This window comes from Kineococcus sp. R86509, from assembly GCF_042466365.1.
Lineage (GTDB): Bacteria > Actinomycetota > Actinomycetes > Actinomycetales > Kineococcaceae > Kineococcus.
In genome coordinates this window covers 886336-903307 of sequence record NZ_JAXHCE010000001.1, presented here as the reverse complement: position 1 = coordinate 903307, position 16972 = coordinate 886336, and the positions used below count along the sequence as shown (strand labels likewise).

Annotated in this window: 15 protein-coding genes; 8 read left to right on the top strand and 7 right to left on the bottom strand. The window is 73.3% G+C overall.

Going from position 1 to position 16972, the window contains the following annotated elements; all coding sequences use genetic code 11:
* Window positions 1-3: 3 nt before the first annotated feature.
* A complete protein-coding gene (locus SJY07_RS04330; protein ID WP_380157249.1) occupies window positions 4-819 on the bottom strand; it encodes an aminotransferase class IV in 816 nt (271 codons plus the stop codon).
* A gap of 31 nt (window positions 820-850) precedes the next feature.
* On the opposite strand from SJY07_RS04330, the gene SJY07_RS04325 reads away from it, so the two are divergent.
* Complete coding sequence (locus SJY07_RS04325) at window positions 851-2866, top strand: GMC oxidoreductase (RefSeq protein WP_380157247.1); 2016 nt, start codon at window positions 851-853, stop codon at window positions 2864-2866.
* Between the two features lie 13 nt (window positions 2867-2879).
* On the opposite strand, the gene SJY07_RS04320 is transcribed toward SJY07_RS04325, so the two are convergent.
* Entirely contained in the window at window positions 2880-3977 is a 1098-nt protein-coding gene (locus SJY07_RS04320; protein WP_380157245.1) for a Gfo/Idh/MocA family oxidoreductase, read from the bottom strand.
* 148 nt (window positions 3978-4125) lie between these two features.
* Here SJY07_RS04320 and SJY07_RS04315 point away from each other — a divergent pair, with 148 nt between their 5' ends.
* The 6 genes from SJY07_RS04315 to SJY07_RS04290 are packed head-to-tail and all read left to right on the top strand — an operon-like array spanning window position 4126 to window position 10781.
* Window positions 4126-5172: a PhoH family protein gene (locus SJY07_RS04315; protein ID WP_380157244.1), complete on the top strand. Its 1047-nt coding sequence runs from the start codon at window positions 4126-4128 to the stop codon at window positions 5170-5172.
* Window positions 5169-5690 (top strand): rRNA maturation RNase YbeY, encoded by a 522-nt coding sequence (gene ybeY, locus SJY07_RS04310; protein ID WP_328295472.1) that lies wholly within the window; start codon window positions 5169-5171, stop codon window positions 5688-5690. The genes SJY07_RS04315 and ybeY overlap by 4 nt, the downstream gene beginning before the upstream one ends.
* Window positions 5691-5693: 3 nt before the next feature.
* On the top strand, window positions 5694-7022 hold the full coding sequence (locus tag SJY07_RS04305) for a hemolysin family protein (protein ID WP_328295473.1): 1329 nt from the start codon (window positions 5694-5696) through the stop codon (window positions 7020-7022).
* Window positions 7015-7929 (top strand): GTPase Era, encoded by a 915-nt coding sequence (gene era / locus SJY07_RS04300; protein ID WP_328295474.1) that lies wholly within the window; start codon window positions 7015-7017, stop codon window positions 7927-7929. Before SJY07_RS04305 ends, era begins: the two co-directional genes overlap by 8 nt.
* Window positions 7930-7938: 9 nt before the next feature.
* Window positions 7939-9954 carry an alkaline phosphatase family protein gene (locus SJY07_RS04295; RefSeq protein WP_380157241.1) on the top strand — a complete coding sequence of 672 codons (2016 nt, stop codon included), beginning with the start codon at window positions 7939-7941 and terminating at the stop codon, window positions 9952-9954.
* Window positions 9951-10781 (top strand): MBL fold metallo-hydrolase, encoded by an 831-nt coding sequence (locus SJY07_RS04290; RefSeq protein ID WP_380157239.1) that lies wholly within the window; start codon window positions 9951-9953, stop codon window positions 10779-10781. Before SJY07_RS04295 ends, SJY07_RS04290 begins: the two co-directional genes overlap by 4 nt.
* 181 nt (window positions 10782-10962) lie before the next feature.
* Here the strand turns inward: SJY07_RS04290 and SJY07_RS04285 are convergent, their stop codons facing one another.
* The 3 genes from SJY07_RS04285 to SJY07_RS04275 all read right to left on the bottom strand — a co-directional run bounded on the left by SJY07_RS04285 (window position 10963) and on the right by SJY07_RS04275 (window position 13856).
* Entirely contained in the window at window positions 10963-11943 is a 981-nt protein-coding gene (locus SJY07_RS04285) for an aldo/keto reductase (protein ID WP_380157237.1), read from the bottom strand.
* Between the two features lie 96 nt (window positions 11944-12039).
* The gene (locus SJY07_RS04280; RefSeq protein WP_328295478.1) at window positions 12040-12972 is read right to left on the bottom strand and encodes an aldo/keto reductase; all 933 of its coding nucleotides are present in this window, start codon (window positions 12970-12972) and stop codon (window positions 12040-12042) included.
* Window positions 12969-13856: an aldo/keto reductase gene (locus SJY07_RS04275; RefSeq protein WP_380157235.1), complete on the bottom strand. Its 888-nt coding sequence runs from the start codon at window positions 13854-13856 to the stop codon at window positions 12969-12971. The genes SJY07_RS04280 and SJY07_RS04275 overlap by 4 nt, the downstream gene beginning before the upstream one ends.
* Before the next feature lie 76 nt (window positions 13857-13932).
* Between SJY07_RS04275 and SJY07_RS04270 the strand changes: the two genes are divergently transcribed.
* Entirely contained in the window at window positions 13933-14853 is a 921-nt protein-coding gene (locus tag SJY07_RS04270; RefSeq protein ID WP_328295480.1) for a LysR family transcriptional regulator, read from the top strand.
* Here the strand turns inward: SJY07_RS04270 and SJY07_RS04265 are convergent.
* A complete protein-coding gene (locus SJY07_RS04265; RefSeq protein WP_328295481.1) occupies window positions 14796-15560 on the bottom strand; it encodes a trans-aconitate 2-methyltransferase in 765 nt (254 codons plus the stop codon). The two genes, SJY07_RS04270 and SJY07_RS04265, sit on opposite strands and share 58 nt — an antisense overlap.
* 33 nt (window positions 15561-15593) lie before the next feature.
* Window positions 15594-16862: an enolase C-terminal domain-like protein gene (locus SJY07_RS04260; RefSeq protein WP_380162158.1), complete on the bottom strand. Its 1269-nt coding sequence runs from the start codon at window positions 16860-16862 to the stop codon at window positions 15594-15596.
* Window positions 16863-16972 lie beyond the last annotated feature (110 nt).

Sequence of the window (16972 nt, the reverse complement as noted above, 5' to 3'; positions counted from 1 at the left end):
CTCTCAGTGAAGGGGTGGGCGTTCCAGCGCGACCTGCTGCAGGCGCCGGGTGAGGTCGGCGTCGCCCGGCAACGGGGTCCCGTCGACGCTGAGGACCGCCGCCGCGCCCCGCAGGCTCGAGAGCAGCCACACCCCGTCGGCGCGGAGGAGTTCCTCCGGGCGGCGCAGCACCTCGCGGGCGGGTCCGACCGCGGCCAGGGTGGTTCCCGGGAGAACCCCGCGCCCGGCCGGCACCGGGGTGTGCCACGCCCCGTCCAGGTGCCAGAGGAGGTTCGCCGTCGGCCCCTCCAGCAGGAATCCCTGCGCGTCCACGAACAGCGCGTCGTCGGCGCCGCGGCGGGCCGCCTCGCGCAGCGCGGCCCCGTTCACCGCGTAGGAGGAGGTCTTCGCCGCGCCGAGCAACCACGGCGCGTCGGCCACCGTCACCGTCGCCCGGGCCAGGGTGACGACGTGCACCCCGTCGCGTCCCGCCAGCACGGACGCGGGCAGGGGCCGGACCGTCGCCAACCCCGACCCGCTGCGGGACAGGGAGAGACGCAGCACCGCCTCGGCGCCGTCCGGTACCTCCTCCACGAGGGTCGCGCTCAGGGCGGCCCACCCGGCCCGGTCGAAGGGGGTGTCGAGGGCGGCGGCCGACCGTTCGAAGCGGTCCAGGTGCTCCTCGAGCCGCACCACGTGCGCGGGCCGGCCACCGTGGACCAGGATCGTCTCGAAGCACCCCTCACCCCGCAGTCCCGCGTCGTCGGCCGGGACGACCGCGGCGTCCCACGCGACCTCCCCGGAGTCCAGGACCGCGGTGCGGGGGCGGACGGGGTTCACCGGGGCATCGTCGCACCCTAGGGTTCCCGGTGTGGTGGGCAGCGACGTGGCCGGACCCGGGTCCCCCGCGGACGGGGCGGTCCTGCGGGCCGTCCTGCGCGACGTCCTCGCGGTCGAGGAGGAGGTGGCGGCGCGGGTCGCCGACGACCTCTCGACCGTCCTGACCGTCGACCGCCCGGACTGGGCGGGCCGGGTCGGGGACGTGCTCGCCCGGGTCGGTGCGGGGTTCCCCGAGGTCGAGGACGCGGAGTTCCGCTGGTTCGTCGACCTCGTCGCCGACGTCCACCTCGCGAACCCCTCGACCTGGCCGGACCTGCGGTGGCACCCCGGCCGGACCACGCCGACCGCCGGGGTCGACGACGTCGCCGCGGGTTTCCGCACCCCGGGCGAGGTCGGGGACCGCTACGACGTGGTGGTCGTCGGTTCGGGCGCCGGCGGTGGGGTCGCGGCGTGGAAGCTCGCGGAGTCTGGGCGTCGGGTGCTGCTCGTCGAACGAGGCGACTGGCCGGGCACCGTGGAACTCTCGCGGGACCACCTGCGCAACCCGCGGGCGGCGACCGGTCTGGACCCGTTGACCGGACCGCGCGGTGCTGAGGACCCGCGCACGCTGGCCGGTCGGGTGCTGCGGCCGGGGGACGGCGGGTGGAACGCCAACGCGATGCTCGTGGGCGGCGGCACCCGGGTCTACGGGGCGCAGGCCTGGCGGTTCGCCCCCGACGACTTCCGGATGGCCACCCGGTACGGGGTTCCCGACGGCAGCGCACTGGCGGACTGGCCCATCGGCTACGCCGACCTCGAGCCCTACTACGACGAGATCGAGTGGACCCTCGGCGTCAGCGGGCGGGCCGAGGGGGACACCGCGGCGGGGCCCCGACGTCGGCCGTACCCCATGCCGCCGCTGCCGGGCGGGGTCCAGGAACGGCTGCTCGCGGCGGGGGCCGCGACCCTCGGCCTGAGCACGACGGCCGTCCCGCTGCTGGTGAACACCCAGGAGTTCGGCGGCCGGGCGGCCTGTGCCCGGTGCGCGCAGTGCGTGGGTTTCGCCTGCCCCGTCGACGCCAAGACGGGGACGCACAACACGGCCGTGCCGTGGGCGGTGGCGAGCGGGAACTGCGACGTCGTGCTCGGCGCGCGGGTGGACCGCGTCCTGCCCGGGACCGCCGGTCGCGTCGCGGGGGTCTCCCTCGTCGGGACCCTCGACGGCGTCGCCTGGCGGCGCACCGTCCTCGCGGAGGAGGTCGTGCTGGCCGCCGGGGCCGTGGAGACGGCGCGGGTGCTGTTGACGAGTGCGCACGACGGCGACCCGGCGGGGATGGGCAACGCCACCGACCAGGTCGGGCGCCACCTGCAGGGCCACGTCTACGGCGGGGCCACCGCGGTGTTCGCCGAGGAGGTCGTGGACCTCCTCGGGCCCGGACCGGCCATCGCGACCGGCGACCTCCGGCACGGCAACCCCGGTCTCGTGGGCGGCGGGATGCTCGCGAACGAGTTCGTCCCCACGCCCGCGGGCACCCGCCGGGCGCTGGTGGCGGCGGGTTTCCTCCCGGCGTGGGGACCGGCCGGTCGTACCGGCCTGCGGGAACTGGCCCGGCACCTGGTGCAGGTCGTGGGACCGGCGCAGGAGGTCACGCTCGCGTCGTCGCGGGTGCGCCTCGACCCTCGCGTGCGGGACGGTTCCGGGGTGGCGGTCGCGCGCTTCTCGGGCGGGATCCACGACGAGGACCGGCGGGCCCAGGAGTTCCTCTCGGCCCGGGCCGCGGACTGGCTGTCGGCCTCCGGCGCGTCGCGGGTGGCGCGCCGCCCGCCGCCGGGTCCCGGGCCGAGCGGCGGTCAGCACCAGGCGGGGACCGCCCGGACGGGAACGGACCCCGCGCGTTCGGTGACCGACCCGTGCGGACGGGTCTGGGGCTACCGGAACCTCCGCGTCGTCGACGCGTCCCTGCACGTCACCAACGGCGGGGTGAACCCGGTCCTGACGGTCCTCGCCGGAGCCGCCCGGATCGCCGACGACATGGTCCGGGGGAGCACCCGCCGCTCGCCCGCCTGATCACCGTCGGGCATCAGCGACCGAGCGCGCCGGCCCACGCCTCGCCCGCCGTCCGCACGGGCCCACCCGTGGCCAGCGCCTCGGCGATGGCCAGCGACAGCAGCTGGTCCTGGGCGGCCTCGGCCAGCGGGTAGGGTCCGGGCCCCTCGCCGCGGGCCCAGGTGCCCGCGCGCTCCAGCAGCGTGGCGACCGCGATCTCCTCGTCGGAGAGGCGCGCCCCGACGTAGGGGTTGCGGAACAGGACCTCTCCGTCCGCGGAGAGGACGTCGAGGTCGAAGCCCTGGACGTCCTGGTGGTGCCCGGTCTGGCGGCGTTCGATCGAGGACGTCAGCACCGTGGTCGCGTCCGCGAGGCGGACGAGGCGGTCGTCGACCAGCTCCCCGAGGCTGCCCCGCACCACGAGCCGCCGGTGGCGCAGCGGGTTGCGGGTCTGGGTCTCGGTGAAGTCGTAGAGCGCGCTGCGGCCGTCGCCGAAGTCGAACGTGGCGATCGTGGTGACCTGGGGGCGCGGTGCGGCGTCCCCGGTCCAGCCGGCGCGGGTGATCGGGTCGGCCAGGGGGGCCGTCGTGGCGCTCGCCACGACCCGGGCGGGCTCCGCGCCGAGACCCAGGAACCCGCGGACCATCGAGGTGGCGTGGTGCAGCTGGGTGGAGGACACCTGGACCGAGGTCGGGATCCCCAGCGAGCCCTGCCGGACCAGCTCGAGGCGGGCCGCGTTGTGCGGGGACAGCAGGTACTGCTCCGCCACCTGCACCCGGGCGTCCGGCCCGGTCGCGTCCCAGAACGACCGCAACCCGCCGAGGTCGGCGGCCGGCGGGGTCTCCATCAGCACCGCGGCGCCCCGCTCCAGCAGCTCCACCACCAGCCCCGGGGCGGCCGCGGCGGCCACCGAGACGACGACGAGGTCCGGGGCGGCGCCCAGCAGCCCGTCGAGGTCGCGGTGGACGGGGAGCCCCCGTGCGGTGGCCCTCGCCGCGGCGGCGTCGCTGCGGGCGAGGACCCCCACCACCTCGAAGTGCTCCGGCAGCCGCGCCACCAGGTCCAGGTGCAGACCGGCGCGGAAACCTCCCCCCGTGAGGGCGATGCGCGCGGGTCGGGTGGGGAGGCTCACCCCGCCGACGGTAGTGGCGACAGGACGCGTGTCCACCCCGCCGGAGGCGGACACGGGGAACGCGGAGGCCCTCCGGGCGAGGGCTCGTTAGGATCGGGGACGACAGCGCACCCCTCAGCACGGAGGCGAACTGCCCCACAGGGCGATCATGGCCAGCACCGACCGCACCCCCGAACCCTCGGCCCAGACCTCGGCCGTGACCCGTCACGTCATCGTCGTGCCGCCCGAGGTCGCGATGGTCTCCCTGCTCGGCGCCCGCGACGAGCTGTTGCGGGTCCTCGAACGGGCCTTCCCGAAGGCCGACGTCCTGGTCCGCGGCAACGAGATCACCGTCTCCGGCGCCGCCGGTGAGGTCGCCCTCGTCGAGCGCCTCGTGGACCAGATGACCGCCGTCCTGCGCGCGGGTCAGCCGTTGTCCCCGGACGCCGTCGAACGCTCCGTCTCCATGCTGCGGGCCCAGGCCAACGGCACCGGCAACGACCGTCCCGCCGACGTCCTGACCCTCAACATCCTCTCCAGCCGGGGCCGCACGATCCGGCCGAAGACGGTCAACCAGAAGCGCTACGTCGACGCCATCGACGAGAACACCATCGTCTTCGGCATCGGCCCGGCCGGTACCGGCAAGACGTACCTCGCGATGGCGAAGGCCGTGCAGGCGCTGCAGGCCAAGCAGGTCAACCGGATCGTGCTGACCCGCCCGGCCGTCGAGGCGGGGGAGCGGCTCGGGTTCCTGCCCGGCACCCTGACCGACAAGATCGACCCCTACCTGCGTCCGCTCTACGACGCGCTGCACGACATGCTCGACCCCGACTCGATCCCGCGGCTGATGGCGGCGGGGACGATCGAGGTCGCGCCGCTGGCGTACATGCGCGGGCGCACCCTCAACGACGCGTTCATCATCCTCGACGAGGCGCAGAACACCTCCGCCGAGCAGATGAAGATGTTCCTGACCCGTCTCGGGTTCGGCTCGAAGATCGTCGTCACCGGCGACGTGACCCAGGTCGACCTGCCCAGCGGGACGGACTCGGGGCTGCGCGTCGTCCAGGACATCCTCGAGGACATCGACGACGTGCACTTCTCGCGGCTGACCTCCACCGACGTCGTCCGCCACCGCCTGGTCTCGGAGATCGTCGACGCCTACGAGCGCTACGACGACACCCGTCCTGCCCGCGGCCACGGGGGCCGCAGCCGATGAGCATCGAGGTCGTCGACGAGAGCTCGTTCGCGGAGGGCCGCGGCGTCGACACCGTCGAGGTCTCCCACCTGGCGCGCTACGTGCTGGAGGAGATGCGGGTCCACCCGCTGGCGGAACTGTCGGTCCTGATGATCGACACCGAGGCCATGTCCCGGCTGCACGTGCAGTGGATGGACGAACCCGGCCCCACCGACGTGATGTCGTTCCCCATGGACCAGCTCCGTCCCGGCCGCGAGGGCCGCACCTCCGAGCCGGGTCTGCTCGGCGACGTCGTCGTGTGCCCGGAAGTGGCTGCCGCGCAGGCGAAGGCCTCCGGTCACGCCACGGCCGACGAGGTCCTGCTGCTCGTGACCCACGGCATCCTGCACCTGCTCGGCTACGACCACGCCGAAGCCGACGAGGAGCGCGAGATGTTCACGCTCCAGCGGCGCCTGGTGCTGGGGTTCCTGGCCCGCATCGGTCGCCCCGGCGACCCGACCCCCACCGTCGGCCACCGCGCGCTGCCGTCGGGGGGCTGAGCGGTGGGTGCGCCGGCCGTCCCGCTCCTGCTCCTGGCGCTCGCGCTCCTCTTCGCCGGCGGACTCGTCGCCGCGGCCGAGTCGGCGATCGCCGGCACGTCGCGACGCCGGGCCCGCGACCTCGAGGCCGACGGGCGCCGGGGCGCCCCGGAACTGGGCCGGGTCCTGGAGTCCGCGGCCTCGGTGCTCACCGTCGCCACGCTGCTGCGCGTCGTCTGCGAGACCCTCGCCGCGGTCTGCGTGACCGTCGCGGTGGCGAGCTGGACCGGTTCCTGGTGGCTCGTCCTGCTGCTGGCCGGTCTCGGGATGTCGGCGCTGGACTTCGTCCTCGTCGGCGTCGGCCCGCGAACCCTCGGGCGGCTCCACTCCGAGTCCGTGGCCCTGCGCGCCGCGCCCGTGCTGGTCCGCCTGAACACCGTCCTGGGGCCGGTGGCCCGGGCGCTGGTCGCCGTCGGCAACGCCGTCACGCCCGGGCGCGGACTGCGGCACGGGCCGTTCGGTTCCGAGGCCGAGCTGCGCGAGATCGTCGAGCTGGCCGGGGAGACCTCGGTCATCGAGGCCGGTGAGCACCGGATGATCCACTCCGTCTTCGAGTTCGGCGACACCCTCGTCCGCGAGGTCATGGTGCCGCGCACCGACATCGTGTCGGCCCGTCGCGGCACCGGGCTCTACGAGGTCGAGGCCCTGTTCCTGCGCTCGGGCTTCTCCCGGATGCCCGTCGTGGGCGACGACTCCGACGACGTCCTGGGCGTCGTCTACCTCAAGGACGTCGCCCGCCGCTTCCACGCCGACCCCGACGCCGCACGCGCCGAGCGGGTCGAGAGCGTCGTCCGCCAGACGGTGTTCGTCCCCGACAGCCTGCCCGTCGACGACCTGCTCAAGCAGATGCAGCGCGACACCACGCACGTCGCGATCGTCGTCGACGAGTACGGCGGGACGGCCGGTCTCGTGACGATCGAGGACGTGATCGAGGAGATCGTCGGCGACATCGCCGACGAGTACGACCGCGAGGCCCCCGAGGTCGAACCGTTGCCCGACGGGGGTTTCCGGGTCTCCAGCCGGTTGCACGTGGAGGAACTGGGCGACCTGTTCGAGAAGGAGATCGAGGACGAGGACGTCGACACCGTCGGCGGGCTCCTCGCCAAGACCCTCGGGGAGGTCCTCGTCCCCGGCGCCGTGGGCGAGGTCCACGGGTTGCGGTTGGAGGCCGACGGGCGCGTCGGCCGCCGCAACCAGGTGCGGACGGTGCTCGTGCACCGCCTGCCCGAACACCCCGAGGACGCAGAGTCCGAACTCGTCGACGACCACGCCGGAGGGCACCAGAATGACTGAAGAGACCACCCCCCACCGGTCCGGGTTCGCCTGCCTCGTCGGGCGACCCAACGCGGGCAAGTCGACCCTGACCAACGCCCTCGTCGGGCAGAAGGTCGCGATCACGTCGTCGCGACCGCAGACGACCCGCCACACCGTGCGGGGCATCGTGCACCGCCCGAACGCCCAGCTCGTCCTCGTCGACACCCCGGGTCTGCACCGGCCCCGCACCCTGCTCGGGCAGCGGCTGAACGACCGGGTCCACGAGACCCTCGCCGAGGTCGACATCGTCGCGATCTGCATCCCCGCCGACGAGAAGATCGGCCCCGGGGACAAGTTCATCGCCGAGGCCCTGGGCAGGATCCCGCGCTCCACGAAGATCGGCCTGGTCACCAAGACGGACAAGGCCTCCAAGCAGCAGGTGGCCGAACAGCTGCTGGCGCTGGTCTCGCTGGGCGAGCAGGTGCTCGGGGGTTTCGCCGACGTCGTTCCCGGGTCGGCCAAGACCGGCGAGCAGGTCGACACCGTCGCCGACGTCCTGCTCGGGCACCTGCCCGTCGGGCCGCGGTTGTACCCGGACGGGGAACTCACCGACGAACCCGAGTCCGTCATGGTCGCCGAACTCGTCCGCGAGGCCGCGCTGGAGGGGGTCCGCGACGAACTCCCGCACTCCCTCGCGGTCGTCGTCGAGGAGATGACCGAGGGCGAGAACGGCGTGCTGCAGATCTTCGTGTGGCTCTACGTCGAACGCGATTCCCAGAAGGGGATCATCATCGGCAAGGGCGGCGCGCGGTTGAAGGACGTCGGGACGAGGGCTCGTCGCTCGATCGAGGCCCTGCTCGGGACCCGCGTCCACCTCGACCTGCGCGTGAAGATCGCGAAGGACTGGCAGCGCGACCCCAAGCAGTTGCAGCGCCTCGGGTTCTGAGCGCCTTCGGTGCGCACCTGGTTCGCCTTCACCGCCCGCGACACCCGGGACCTGCTGCTGTCGTTGCTGCCCACGGCGTTCGCGCTGTGGATCAGCGCGCACCTGGTCGCCGGGGTGGAGGTGTCCTCGCCGTTCTGGCTGCTCGCCTCCGCCGCGGTCCTCGCGGTCGGTGACCTGGTCGTCCGCCCGTTGCTCGGTCCGCTGGTCGCCTTCCTCGGCCCGTTGCCGACGGTCCTCATCGGGGTCTCCGTGCAGCTGCTGCTGCTGCACACGGCGCTGACGGTGGTACCGGGTCTCGACCTGCGTGACCTGAACGCGCTGTGGCTGGTCTACTTCTGGACCGGGCTGGTGGCCGTCGTCGCCCGCTGGGTCATCGGGGCCAACGACAGCCGGTGGGTGGTGCGGGAACTGCTGCGCCACCGGCCGCGTCCGCCGGGGGAGGCGTGCCCGCCGGGGTTGCTCGTCGTGCAGGTCGACGGTCTCTCGATGCCGTTGCTGCAGTTCGGGTTGCACTCGGGAACGCTGACCACGATCGCGCGGTGGCTGCGCGAGGGCAGTCACCTGGCGGAGGGCTGGCGCGCGGCGCTGCCGTCCACGACCCCGGCCAGCCAGGCGGGGTTCCTCCACGGCAGCACCGAGGACGTCCCGGCCTTCCGCTGGTGGGACCCGGAACTGCGCCGGGTGCTGGTCTCGAACCGCCCGGCGGACGCCGCGATCATCGAGGGACGGGTCCGGGCCGCGGCGCACGCCGCCGGGCGCACCGGGCTGCTGGCCCGCGACGGGGCCAGCATCGGCAACGTGTTCTCCGGCGAGGCCGGCCACGCGCACCTCGTCGTCTCCACCTCGCGGGCGGGGGGATCGGGGCGTCCCTACCTGCGCTACGTCGCCCGTCCGTTCGTGGTGCTGCGCAGCCTGCTGCTGACGGTCGGGGAGATCGTCAAGGAGCTCTACCAGGGCTGGCAGCAGCGGGTCCGTCGCGTCGAACCGCGCATCCCGCGGCGCGGCTGGTACGTCCTGCTGCGCGCGGTGACGAACACCCTGCTGCGCGACCTCAACGTCGTCCTGGTGGCGCAGGAACTCTCCGCGGGGCGCTCGGTGGTGTTCGTCGACTTCCTCGACTACGACGAGGTCGCCCACCACGCCGGCGTGGCCCGGGCGGAATCGCTGGACGCCCTCGCCGGGATCGACCGGGTGCTGCAGACGCTGGCGGACGTGGCCGCGGCCGCGCCCCGCGACTACCGCGTCGTCATCGTCTCCGACCACGGTCAGGCGCAGGGGCCGACGTTCGAGCAGGTCTCCGGGCGGCACCTGCGCGACCTCGTCTACGACCTGATGGACCGCGAGGGCCCCACCCACCCCGTCGTCACCACGGCCGCCGGGGAGGAGATGCGGGGCCGCGTCGACGTCCTGGTCCGCGACTTCGCGACGTCGACCCGGGCCGAACTGGTCAGCAACCGGCACGAGGAGGTCGTCGCCTCGGGACGCGACTCCGTCGTCGTCGCGACCGCCGGCTGCACCGCCCTGCTCTCGATGCCCGACGCACCGCAGGGGCGCCTGGACCTGGGCGAGGTGGACCGTCGCTGGCCGGCGCTCGTGCCGGGTCTGGTGGAGACCCGCGGGGTGGGTTTCGTCGTCGGCCGTCGCGACGAGGAGGTCGTCGTCGTCGGGCCCGAGGGTGAGCACCACCTCGGCTCCGGGCGGGTGGAGGGGATCGACCCGCTGCTCCCGTTCGGCCCGCGCGCCGCCGGGGAACTGCTGCGGATGATGCGCTTCGCCACCGCTCCCGCGCTCTTCGTGCACTCCACGGTGGACCCCGTCTCCGGTGAGGTCCACGCCTTCGAGGAACAGGTCGGCTCGCACGGCGGACTCGGTGGGTGGCAGACGGAGGCGGTGCTGGTGCACCCCGCGGAGTGGAAGGTCGCCGAGGACCTGCGCGACCGGTCCGTGCCGGGGGAGGCACCGATCGTCGGGGCGGCGACGATCCACGAACAACTGGTCCGCTGGATGAAGGAGGTCGACCTGTGAGCGCGTCGTTGCGGTGGCTGGGGCACTCGACGGTGACGGTGGACGTCACCCGTTCCGCCGGGAACCTGCGCATCGTCACCGACCCCGTGCTGCGTCCGGGGTTGGGGCACCTGCGGCGGCGTCCCCCGACGCCCGCGCCGTGGGCGTCGGCCGGGTGCGACCTGGCCCTGGTCTCCCACCTCCACCACGACCACCTGGACCTGCCCTCGCTGCGACGGCTGCGGCCGGCGGTGCTCGTGACCCCGCCGGGTTCCTCGGACTGGGTGCGCTGGAAGCTCCGGGTCCCCGCGACCCGGGTGCTCGAGGTCGCCGTCGGGGCCACGGTGGAACTCCCGTTCGCCTCCGGTGCGGTGTCGGTGAGCGCGTTGCCCGCCCACCACACCGGCCACCGGACGGGAGCCCGGTTCAGCCGGGCCCCGGAGGCCGTGGCCGTGGAACACCTCGTGCGGATCCCCGGGACCTTCCCGGAGCGCAACCCGGACGACCTGCTGCTGTGGGCCGTCGGCGACACCGGCGAGTTCGAGGAGTCCGACGCGGTACTCGCCGCGGGAGGACGTTCCCCCGACGTTGCCCTCGTCCCGGTGGGGGGCTGGGGTCACACCCTCGGCCCGCACCACCTCGACCCGCAGCAGGCCGCGGACCTCGTCGCGCGGGTCCGGCCGGGAACCTCGATCCCCGTGCACTGGGGGACGCTGCACCCCGTCGCGCTGGGCGCGACCATGGGCGACCGGTTCGTGGAACCCGGTCGCCGCTTCGTCGCCGAGGCCGCACGCCGGGGCGTCACCGGCGCGGTGCAGTTGCCCGTCGGGGGTTCGCTGACCCTCTGAGCAGCGGGGTTCCGCGACGTGCGGCAGGTGCGGGACGACGTCCGCGACCTCCAGCGTGCGGGTTTCCTGACCGCCTCCGACGCCGAGCGCCTGGTCCGCGAGGCCCGCCAGGTCCAGCGCTGAGACACGAACGGCCCGCCACCCCGAGGGGGTGGCGGGCCGTTCGTCGTCCGGGGACCGCTCAGAAGAACGTGGGCTGGCGCGGGACGTAGTGCTCCTCGAGCGCGGTGACCTCGTCGTCGGTGAGGTCGACGTCGAGGGCGGCGACCGCATCGCGGAGGTGGTGCACCTTGGTCGCCCCGACGATCGGCGCGTCCACGACCGGGTTGCGCAGCACCCAGGCCAGCGCGACCTGCGCCATCGACACGTCCCGCTCGCCGGCGATCCGCTCGATCGCGTCGACGATGCCCTTGTCGGTCTCGAGCCGGACGGGGTTGCCCTTGGGGTCGGTCTGCGGTTCGTCCCCGGCGCGTGCGGTGCTCTGCTCGCTCCACGGCCGGGCCATCTTCCCCGCCTGCAGCGGTCCCCAGGGGATGGAACCGACGCCCTGGTCGGCCAGCAGGGGGAACATCTCCCGCTCCTCCTCGCGCTGGGCGAGGCTGTACTGGTTCTGCATGGAGACGAAGCGCGTCCACCCGCCGAGGTCGGCGGCGCTCTGCAGCTTCGCGAACTGCCAGGCCCACATGCTCGAGGCGCCGAGGTAGCGGACCTTACCGGCCTTCACGACGTCGTGCAGGGCCTCCATCGTCTCCTCCACCGGGGTGGCGGGGTCGAAGCGGTGGATCTGGTAGAGGTCGATCCAGTCGGTCCCGAGGCGCTGCAGGGACGCGTCGACCTGTTCCATGACGGCCCGGCGCGAGAGCCCGGACTGCCCGGGGCCGGGACCCATCTCGCCGAACAACTTGGTCGCCAGGACGACGTCCTCGCGGCGGGTGTACTTCCGGATCGCCTCACCGGTGACGCGTTCGGAACTGCCGCGGCCGTAGACGTTGGCGGTGTCCCAGAACGTGATGCCGAGTTCGACGGCCTCGCGGAAGATCGGCTCGGCGCCCTCGGCGTCCAGGGTCCAGGTCTGCTGCTCGTTGCCGTCGCCGAAGCTCATGCAACCGAGGACGATCCGGCTCACGGTGAGGCCGGTCGGGCCCAGGTGGGTGTGTTCCACGGTGTCTCCTCGGGTCGTTCGCGGGGGCGTGCGACGGCACCGCCGCCCGGGGGGCGGGGACGGCGGTGCCGAGTGGGGGGAGGGTGCTCAGGGACCTCAGGGGACCCGGTAGCCCGCGGCGCGGAACAGTTCGTACCACTCCGCCCGGGTCAGCGCGAGGTCCGAACCCTGGGCCGCGGCCCGCACCCGTTCGGGGTTGGTCGTGCCGAGGACGACCTGCATGTTCGCCGGGTGCCGGGTGATCCAGGCGGTGGCGATCGCGATGGTGGGAACGTCGTACTGCTTGGCCAGGCGGTCCAGGACGGCGTTCAGTTCCGGGTACTTCGGGTTGTCGAGGAAGACCCCGTCGAAGAACCCGGCCTGGAACGGCGACCAGGCCTGCACGGTGATGTCGTGCAGGCGGCAGTAGTCGAGCGTTCCGCTGTCGCGCGAGATCGACTGGTCGAGGCCCTGCATGTTCGAGGCGACGCCCTGGGCGATGAGCGGGGCGTGCGTGATCGAGAGCTGCAACTGGTTCGCGACCAGGGGCTGCGTGACGTGCTTGCGCAGCAGGTCCATCTGGCCGGGGTTCTGGTTGGAGACCCCGAACGCGCGGACCTTGCCTGCGGCGTGCAGTTCGTCGAACGCCTTGGCGACCTGCTCGGGTTCGACGAGGGCGTCGGGCCGGTGCAGCAGCAGGACGTCGATGTAGTCCGTGTTCAGCGCCTTCAGCGAACCCGTCACCGACGCGATGATGTGCTCGTAGGAGAAGTCGAAGTACGGGCCGTCGGGGACGATCCCGGCCTTGGTCTGGATGATGGTGTTCTCGCGCTCGGAGGAGCTGAGGGTCACCGCCTCGGCGAACCGCTCCTCGCACTTGTGCATCGAGCCGCCGTAGACGTCGGCGTGGTCGAGCATCGTGATGCCGACCTCACGACCGGTCGCGATGAGGGTGCGGATCGCCTCGTCGTCCATCTCGGCGATGCGCATCAGGCCGAGGACGACGTTGGGCACCTGCAGGTCGGTTCCACCCAGGGGGAGGGTCTTCACGAACGGGCTCCTTCGGAGAGGCGGGTGATCTCGTCGGCGCTCAGCTCGAGGTCGGCCGCGGCCAGGGAGTCCTGGATGCTGGCCGGGCGGGAGGAGCCCGGGATCGGCAGGACCACGTCGGCCAGCGCCAGTTCCCAGGCCAGCGTGACCTGCTGGGGGCTGACCCCGTGGGCCTGCGCGACCTCGGCGAACACCGCGTGGTTGGACCCGAGGTCGGCGGCGCTGGAGATGCCGCCCAGCGGCGACCACGGCAGGAACGAGACGCCGAGCGAGGCGCAGTGCTCGAGCTCGCCCTGGCTGGAGCGGAACGCGGGGGAGAACTGGTTCTGCACCGAGGTGAGGCGCCCACCGAGGAGTCGGTCGGCCTCGTCGATCTGGGCGACGTCGGCGTTGGAGATGCCCGCGCGGACGATGACGCCCTCGTCGAGGAGTTCCACGAGCGCGCCGATGGAGTCGGCGAAGGGGACGTCGGGGTCGGGACGGTGGAACTGGTAGAGGCCGATGGCCTCCACGCCGAGGCGCTTCGCGGAGGCCTTGGCGGCCTCCTTGAGGTAGGCGGGATCACCGTTCTTGGTCCAGGACCCGTCGCCGGGGCGCAGGTGCCCGCCCTTGGTGGCCACGACGACGTCGTCGGCGGGGGAGCCGTAGGCACGCAGGGCGCGGGCGATGAGCGACTCGTTGTGACCGACCTCGTCGGCGTCGCGGTGGTACGCGTCGGCGGTGTCGATGAGCGTCACGCCCGCCTCGAGGGCGGCGTGGACGGTGGCGATCGCACGGTCTTCGTCGGGACGACCTTCGATGGAGAGGGGCATCCCGCCGAGTCCGATGGCGGAGACGTGACGGGTGGTGGGGGATCCGGGGCGTCCGAGGCTGCGCTGCTTCACGTCTGCGACCCTAGGAACCCATCGGTCAGAAGTCCAACATCTGCTCCTTCTCGTTCGCAGAAGTAGGATTCATGGCATGGACCTCCGGCAGATGCAGTACGTCGTCGCCCTCGCCGACGAGCGGCAGTTCACCCGCGCCGCCGCGCTCAGCGGCGTCTCGCAGTCGGGGCTCTCCGCCGCGATCCGCACGTTGGAGGACGAGCTCGGCACCACGCTGTTCGACCGCACGCCCCGCGTCGTGGAACCCACCGACGCGGGCCTCGCCCTCCTGCCCTTCGCCCGCACGATGCTGGCCCAGGCCGTGGCGGCCCGTGACGCGGTCGTGCAGGCGACCCGGGCGCTGTCGGGCACGCTGCGGGTCGGGGCCGAGCAGTGCCTCGGCGTCGTCGACGTCTCCACCCTGCTCGAGCGCTTCCACCGCCGCTTCCCCCAGGTGGAGATCCACTTCGAGCAGGCCGGGTCCCACGACCTCCTCGCCCGGCTGCGCGAGGGTGAGCTGGACCTGGTCTTCGTCGCGACCACCGAGCACCTCGGTGCCCTGCCGGCCACCGAGCTCGGCCGCGAACCCCTGGTGCTCCTCACCCCGCCGGAGCACCCGCTGGCCGGGAGGACGAGCGTGGACTGGAACGAGCTGGAGGCGTCGCCGTTCATCGACTTCGTCCCCTCCTGGGGGGTGCGGCCGATCACCGACGCCGCCTGCGCCACCCACGGGGTGCACCGGCGGGTGGGGTTCAGCGTCGGCGACGTGCACGCGCTGCTCGACCTCGTGGGCCGGGGCCTCGGCGTCGCGATCGTGCCGCGCCACGTGGCCGCGAAACCCGAGGCGACCCGGCTCTCGGTGGCGGCGATGCCCGCAGACACCCCGGAGTGGATCGTCTCCGTCGTCACGTCCCCGGGGTCGTCGCCGGCCCCGCAACTGCTGGAACTGCTGGAGGTGGATCAGGCCGGGACGGTGGAGACCGCGAACGTGCGCAGGAACGGGAACGGCGTCCCGTAGTCGCGGGCCGGGTACGCCTCGCGCAGCAGCGCCGCGTACTCGCGCTCGAACTCCACGGCGCTCTCGGCGTCGAGGGCCTGCAGGACCGGGCGCAACCCCGTGCCGCGCACCCACTCCAGCACCGGGTCCGGGCCGGGGAGGACGTGCTGGTACTCCGTCTGCCACACCTCGGCGAGGAGCCCGGCCCCCGCGAGCAGGTCGAGGTACTCCTGGGGCGTCGCCACGGACTCGGTGCCGCGCAGCACCCCCGCCAGCCGGTGGCGCCACGGCGGGGACTCGGCGAGTTCACGCATGAGGCGGTGCGAGGGAGCGTCGAAGTTCGACGGGACCTGGAAGGCGAGCCACCCGCCGGGGGCCAGCTGGGACGCCCACGACCGCAGCAGCTCTCGGTGCTCGGGAACCCACTGCAGGACCGCGTTGGAGACCACGACGTCGACGCCGGTGGCGTCGAAGTCCTGGGCGCTCGCGACGCCGAACTCCACGCCCGCGTGGGTCGGGGCCTTCGCGATCATGTCCGGGGAGGAGTCGAAACCCCGCACCCGGGCCCCCGGCCACCGCTTGGCCAGGGTGGCCGTGAGGTTCCCCGCCCCGCAGCCGACGTCGACGACCTCACGCGGCGCCTTCGCCTGGATCTGCGCGACCAGGTCGACGAACGCCCGGGAGCGCGGGGTGGCGAACCGGGCGTACTGACTGGGATCCCACTTCACGGTCCCGACCCTACGCCTGCACCCCTCGGGTGGTCAGCGCTCGAGCGCGGGACGCTTCGGGTCGAACGTCCAGCCGGGGTGCAGGAACTGCATGGCGATCGCGTCGTCGCGGGCTCCGAGACCCTCGCGCTGGTACAGCTCGTGCGCCGCCGCCAGTCGTTCCTCGTCGAGTTCGACTCCGAGCCCGGGGGTGGTGGGGACGTTCAGGAAACCGTCGCGGATCGGGAACGGTTCCTTCGTGAGGCGCTGGCCGTCCTGCCAGATCCAGTGCGTGTCGATGGCCGTGACGTCACCCGGCGCGGCGGCCGCGACGTGGGTGAACATCGCCAGCGAGACGTCGAAGTGGTTGTTGGAGTGCGAACCCCAGGTCAGACCCCAGGCCTCGCACAGCTGGGCGACCCGGACGGAACCCGCCATCGTCCAGAAGTGCGGGTCGGCGAGCGGGATGTCGACGGCGTCGGCGCGGACCGCGTGCCCGAGCTGACGCCAGTCGGTGGCGACCATGTTCGTCGCCGTCCGCATCCCTGTCGCCCGCTTGAACTCGGCCAGCACCTCCCGGCCGGAGTACCCGCCCTCGGCCCCGCACGGGTCCTCGGCGTAGGCGAGGACGTCGCGCAGGTCGCGGCCGTGGCGGATCGCGTCGGCCAGCGACCACCCGCCGTTGGGGTCCAGGGTGATCCGGGCGTCGGGGAAGCGCTGCGCGAGCGCGGTGACGACCTCGACCTCCTGCTCGCCGGGCAGGACGCCGCCCTTGAGCTTGAAGTCCGCGAACCCGTACCTCGCCTGCGCCGCCTCGGCGAGGCGCACGACGGCCGCGGCGTCCAGCGCGGGTTCGTGCCGCAGTCGCGACCAGTCGTCGGGTGCGTCCGGTTCCTCCCGGTAGGCGAGGTCGGTCGTGGTGCGGTCGCCGACGAAGAACAGGTACCCCAGGGCCTGGACCCGGTCGCGCTGGCGACCCTCGCCGAGGAGGTCGGCGACGGGGACCTCCAGGAACCTCCCGAGCAGGTCCAGCAGCGCCGCCTCGAACGCCGTGACGACGTGCACGGTGGTGCGCAGGTCGAACGTCTGCAGGCCGCGTCCGGCGGCGTCGCGGCCGGCGAAGGTGCGCTGCACCTCGGCCAGCGTCTGGCGGTGCCGTGCGATCGGTCGCCCCACGACGAGCCGGCCGGCCTCGACGAGCGTGGTGCGGATCGCCTCCCCGCCGGGAACCTCACCGACGCCGGTCCGGCCGTCGGAGTCGGTGAGGACCACGACGTTGCGGGTGAAGAACGGGGCGTGGGCACCGGAGAGGTTGAGCAGCATGTCGTCGTGGCCGGCGACCGGGACGACCCGGACGTCGACGACGACGGGGACGACGGGGACGTCGCTCACGAGTCCGGTTCCGTCGCCGGCAGGACGAGGTCGCCGGTCAG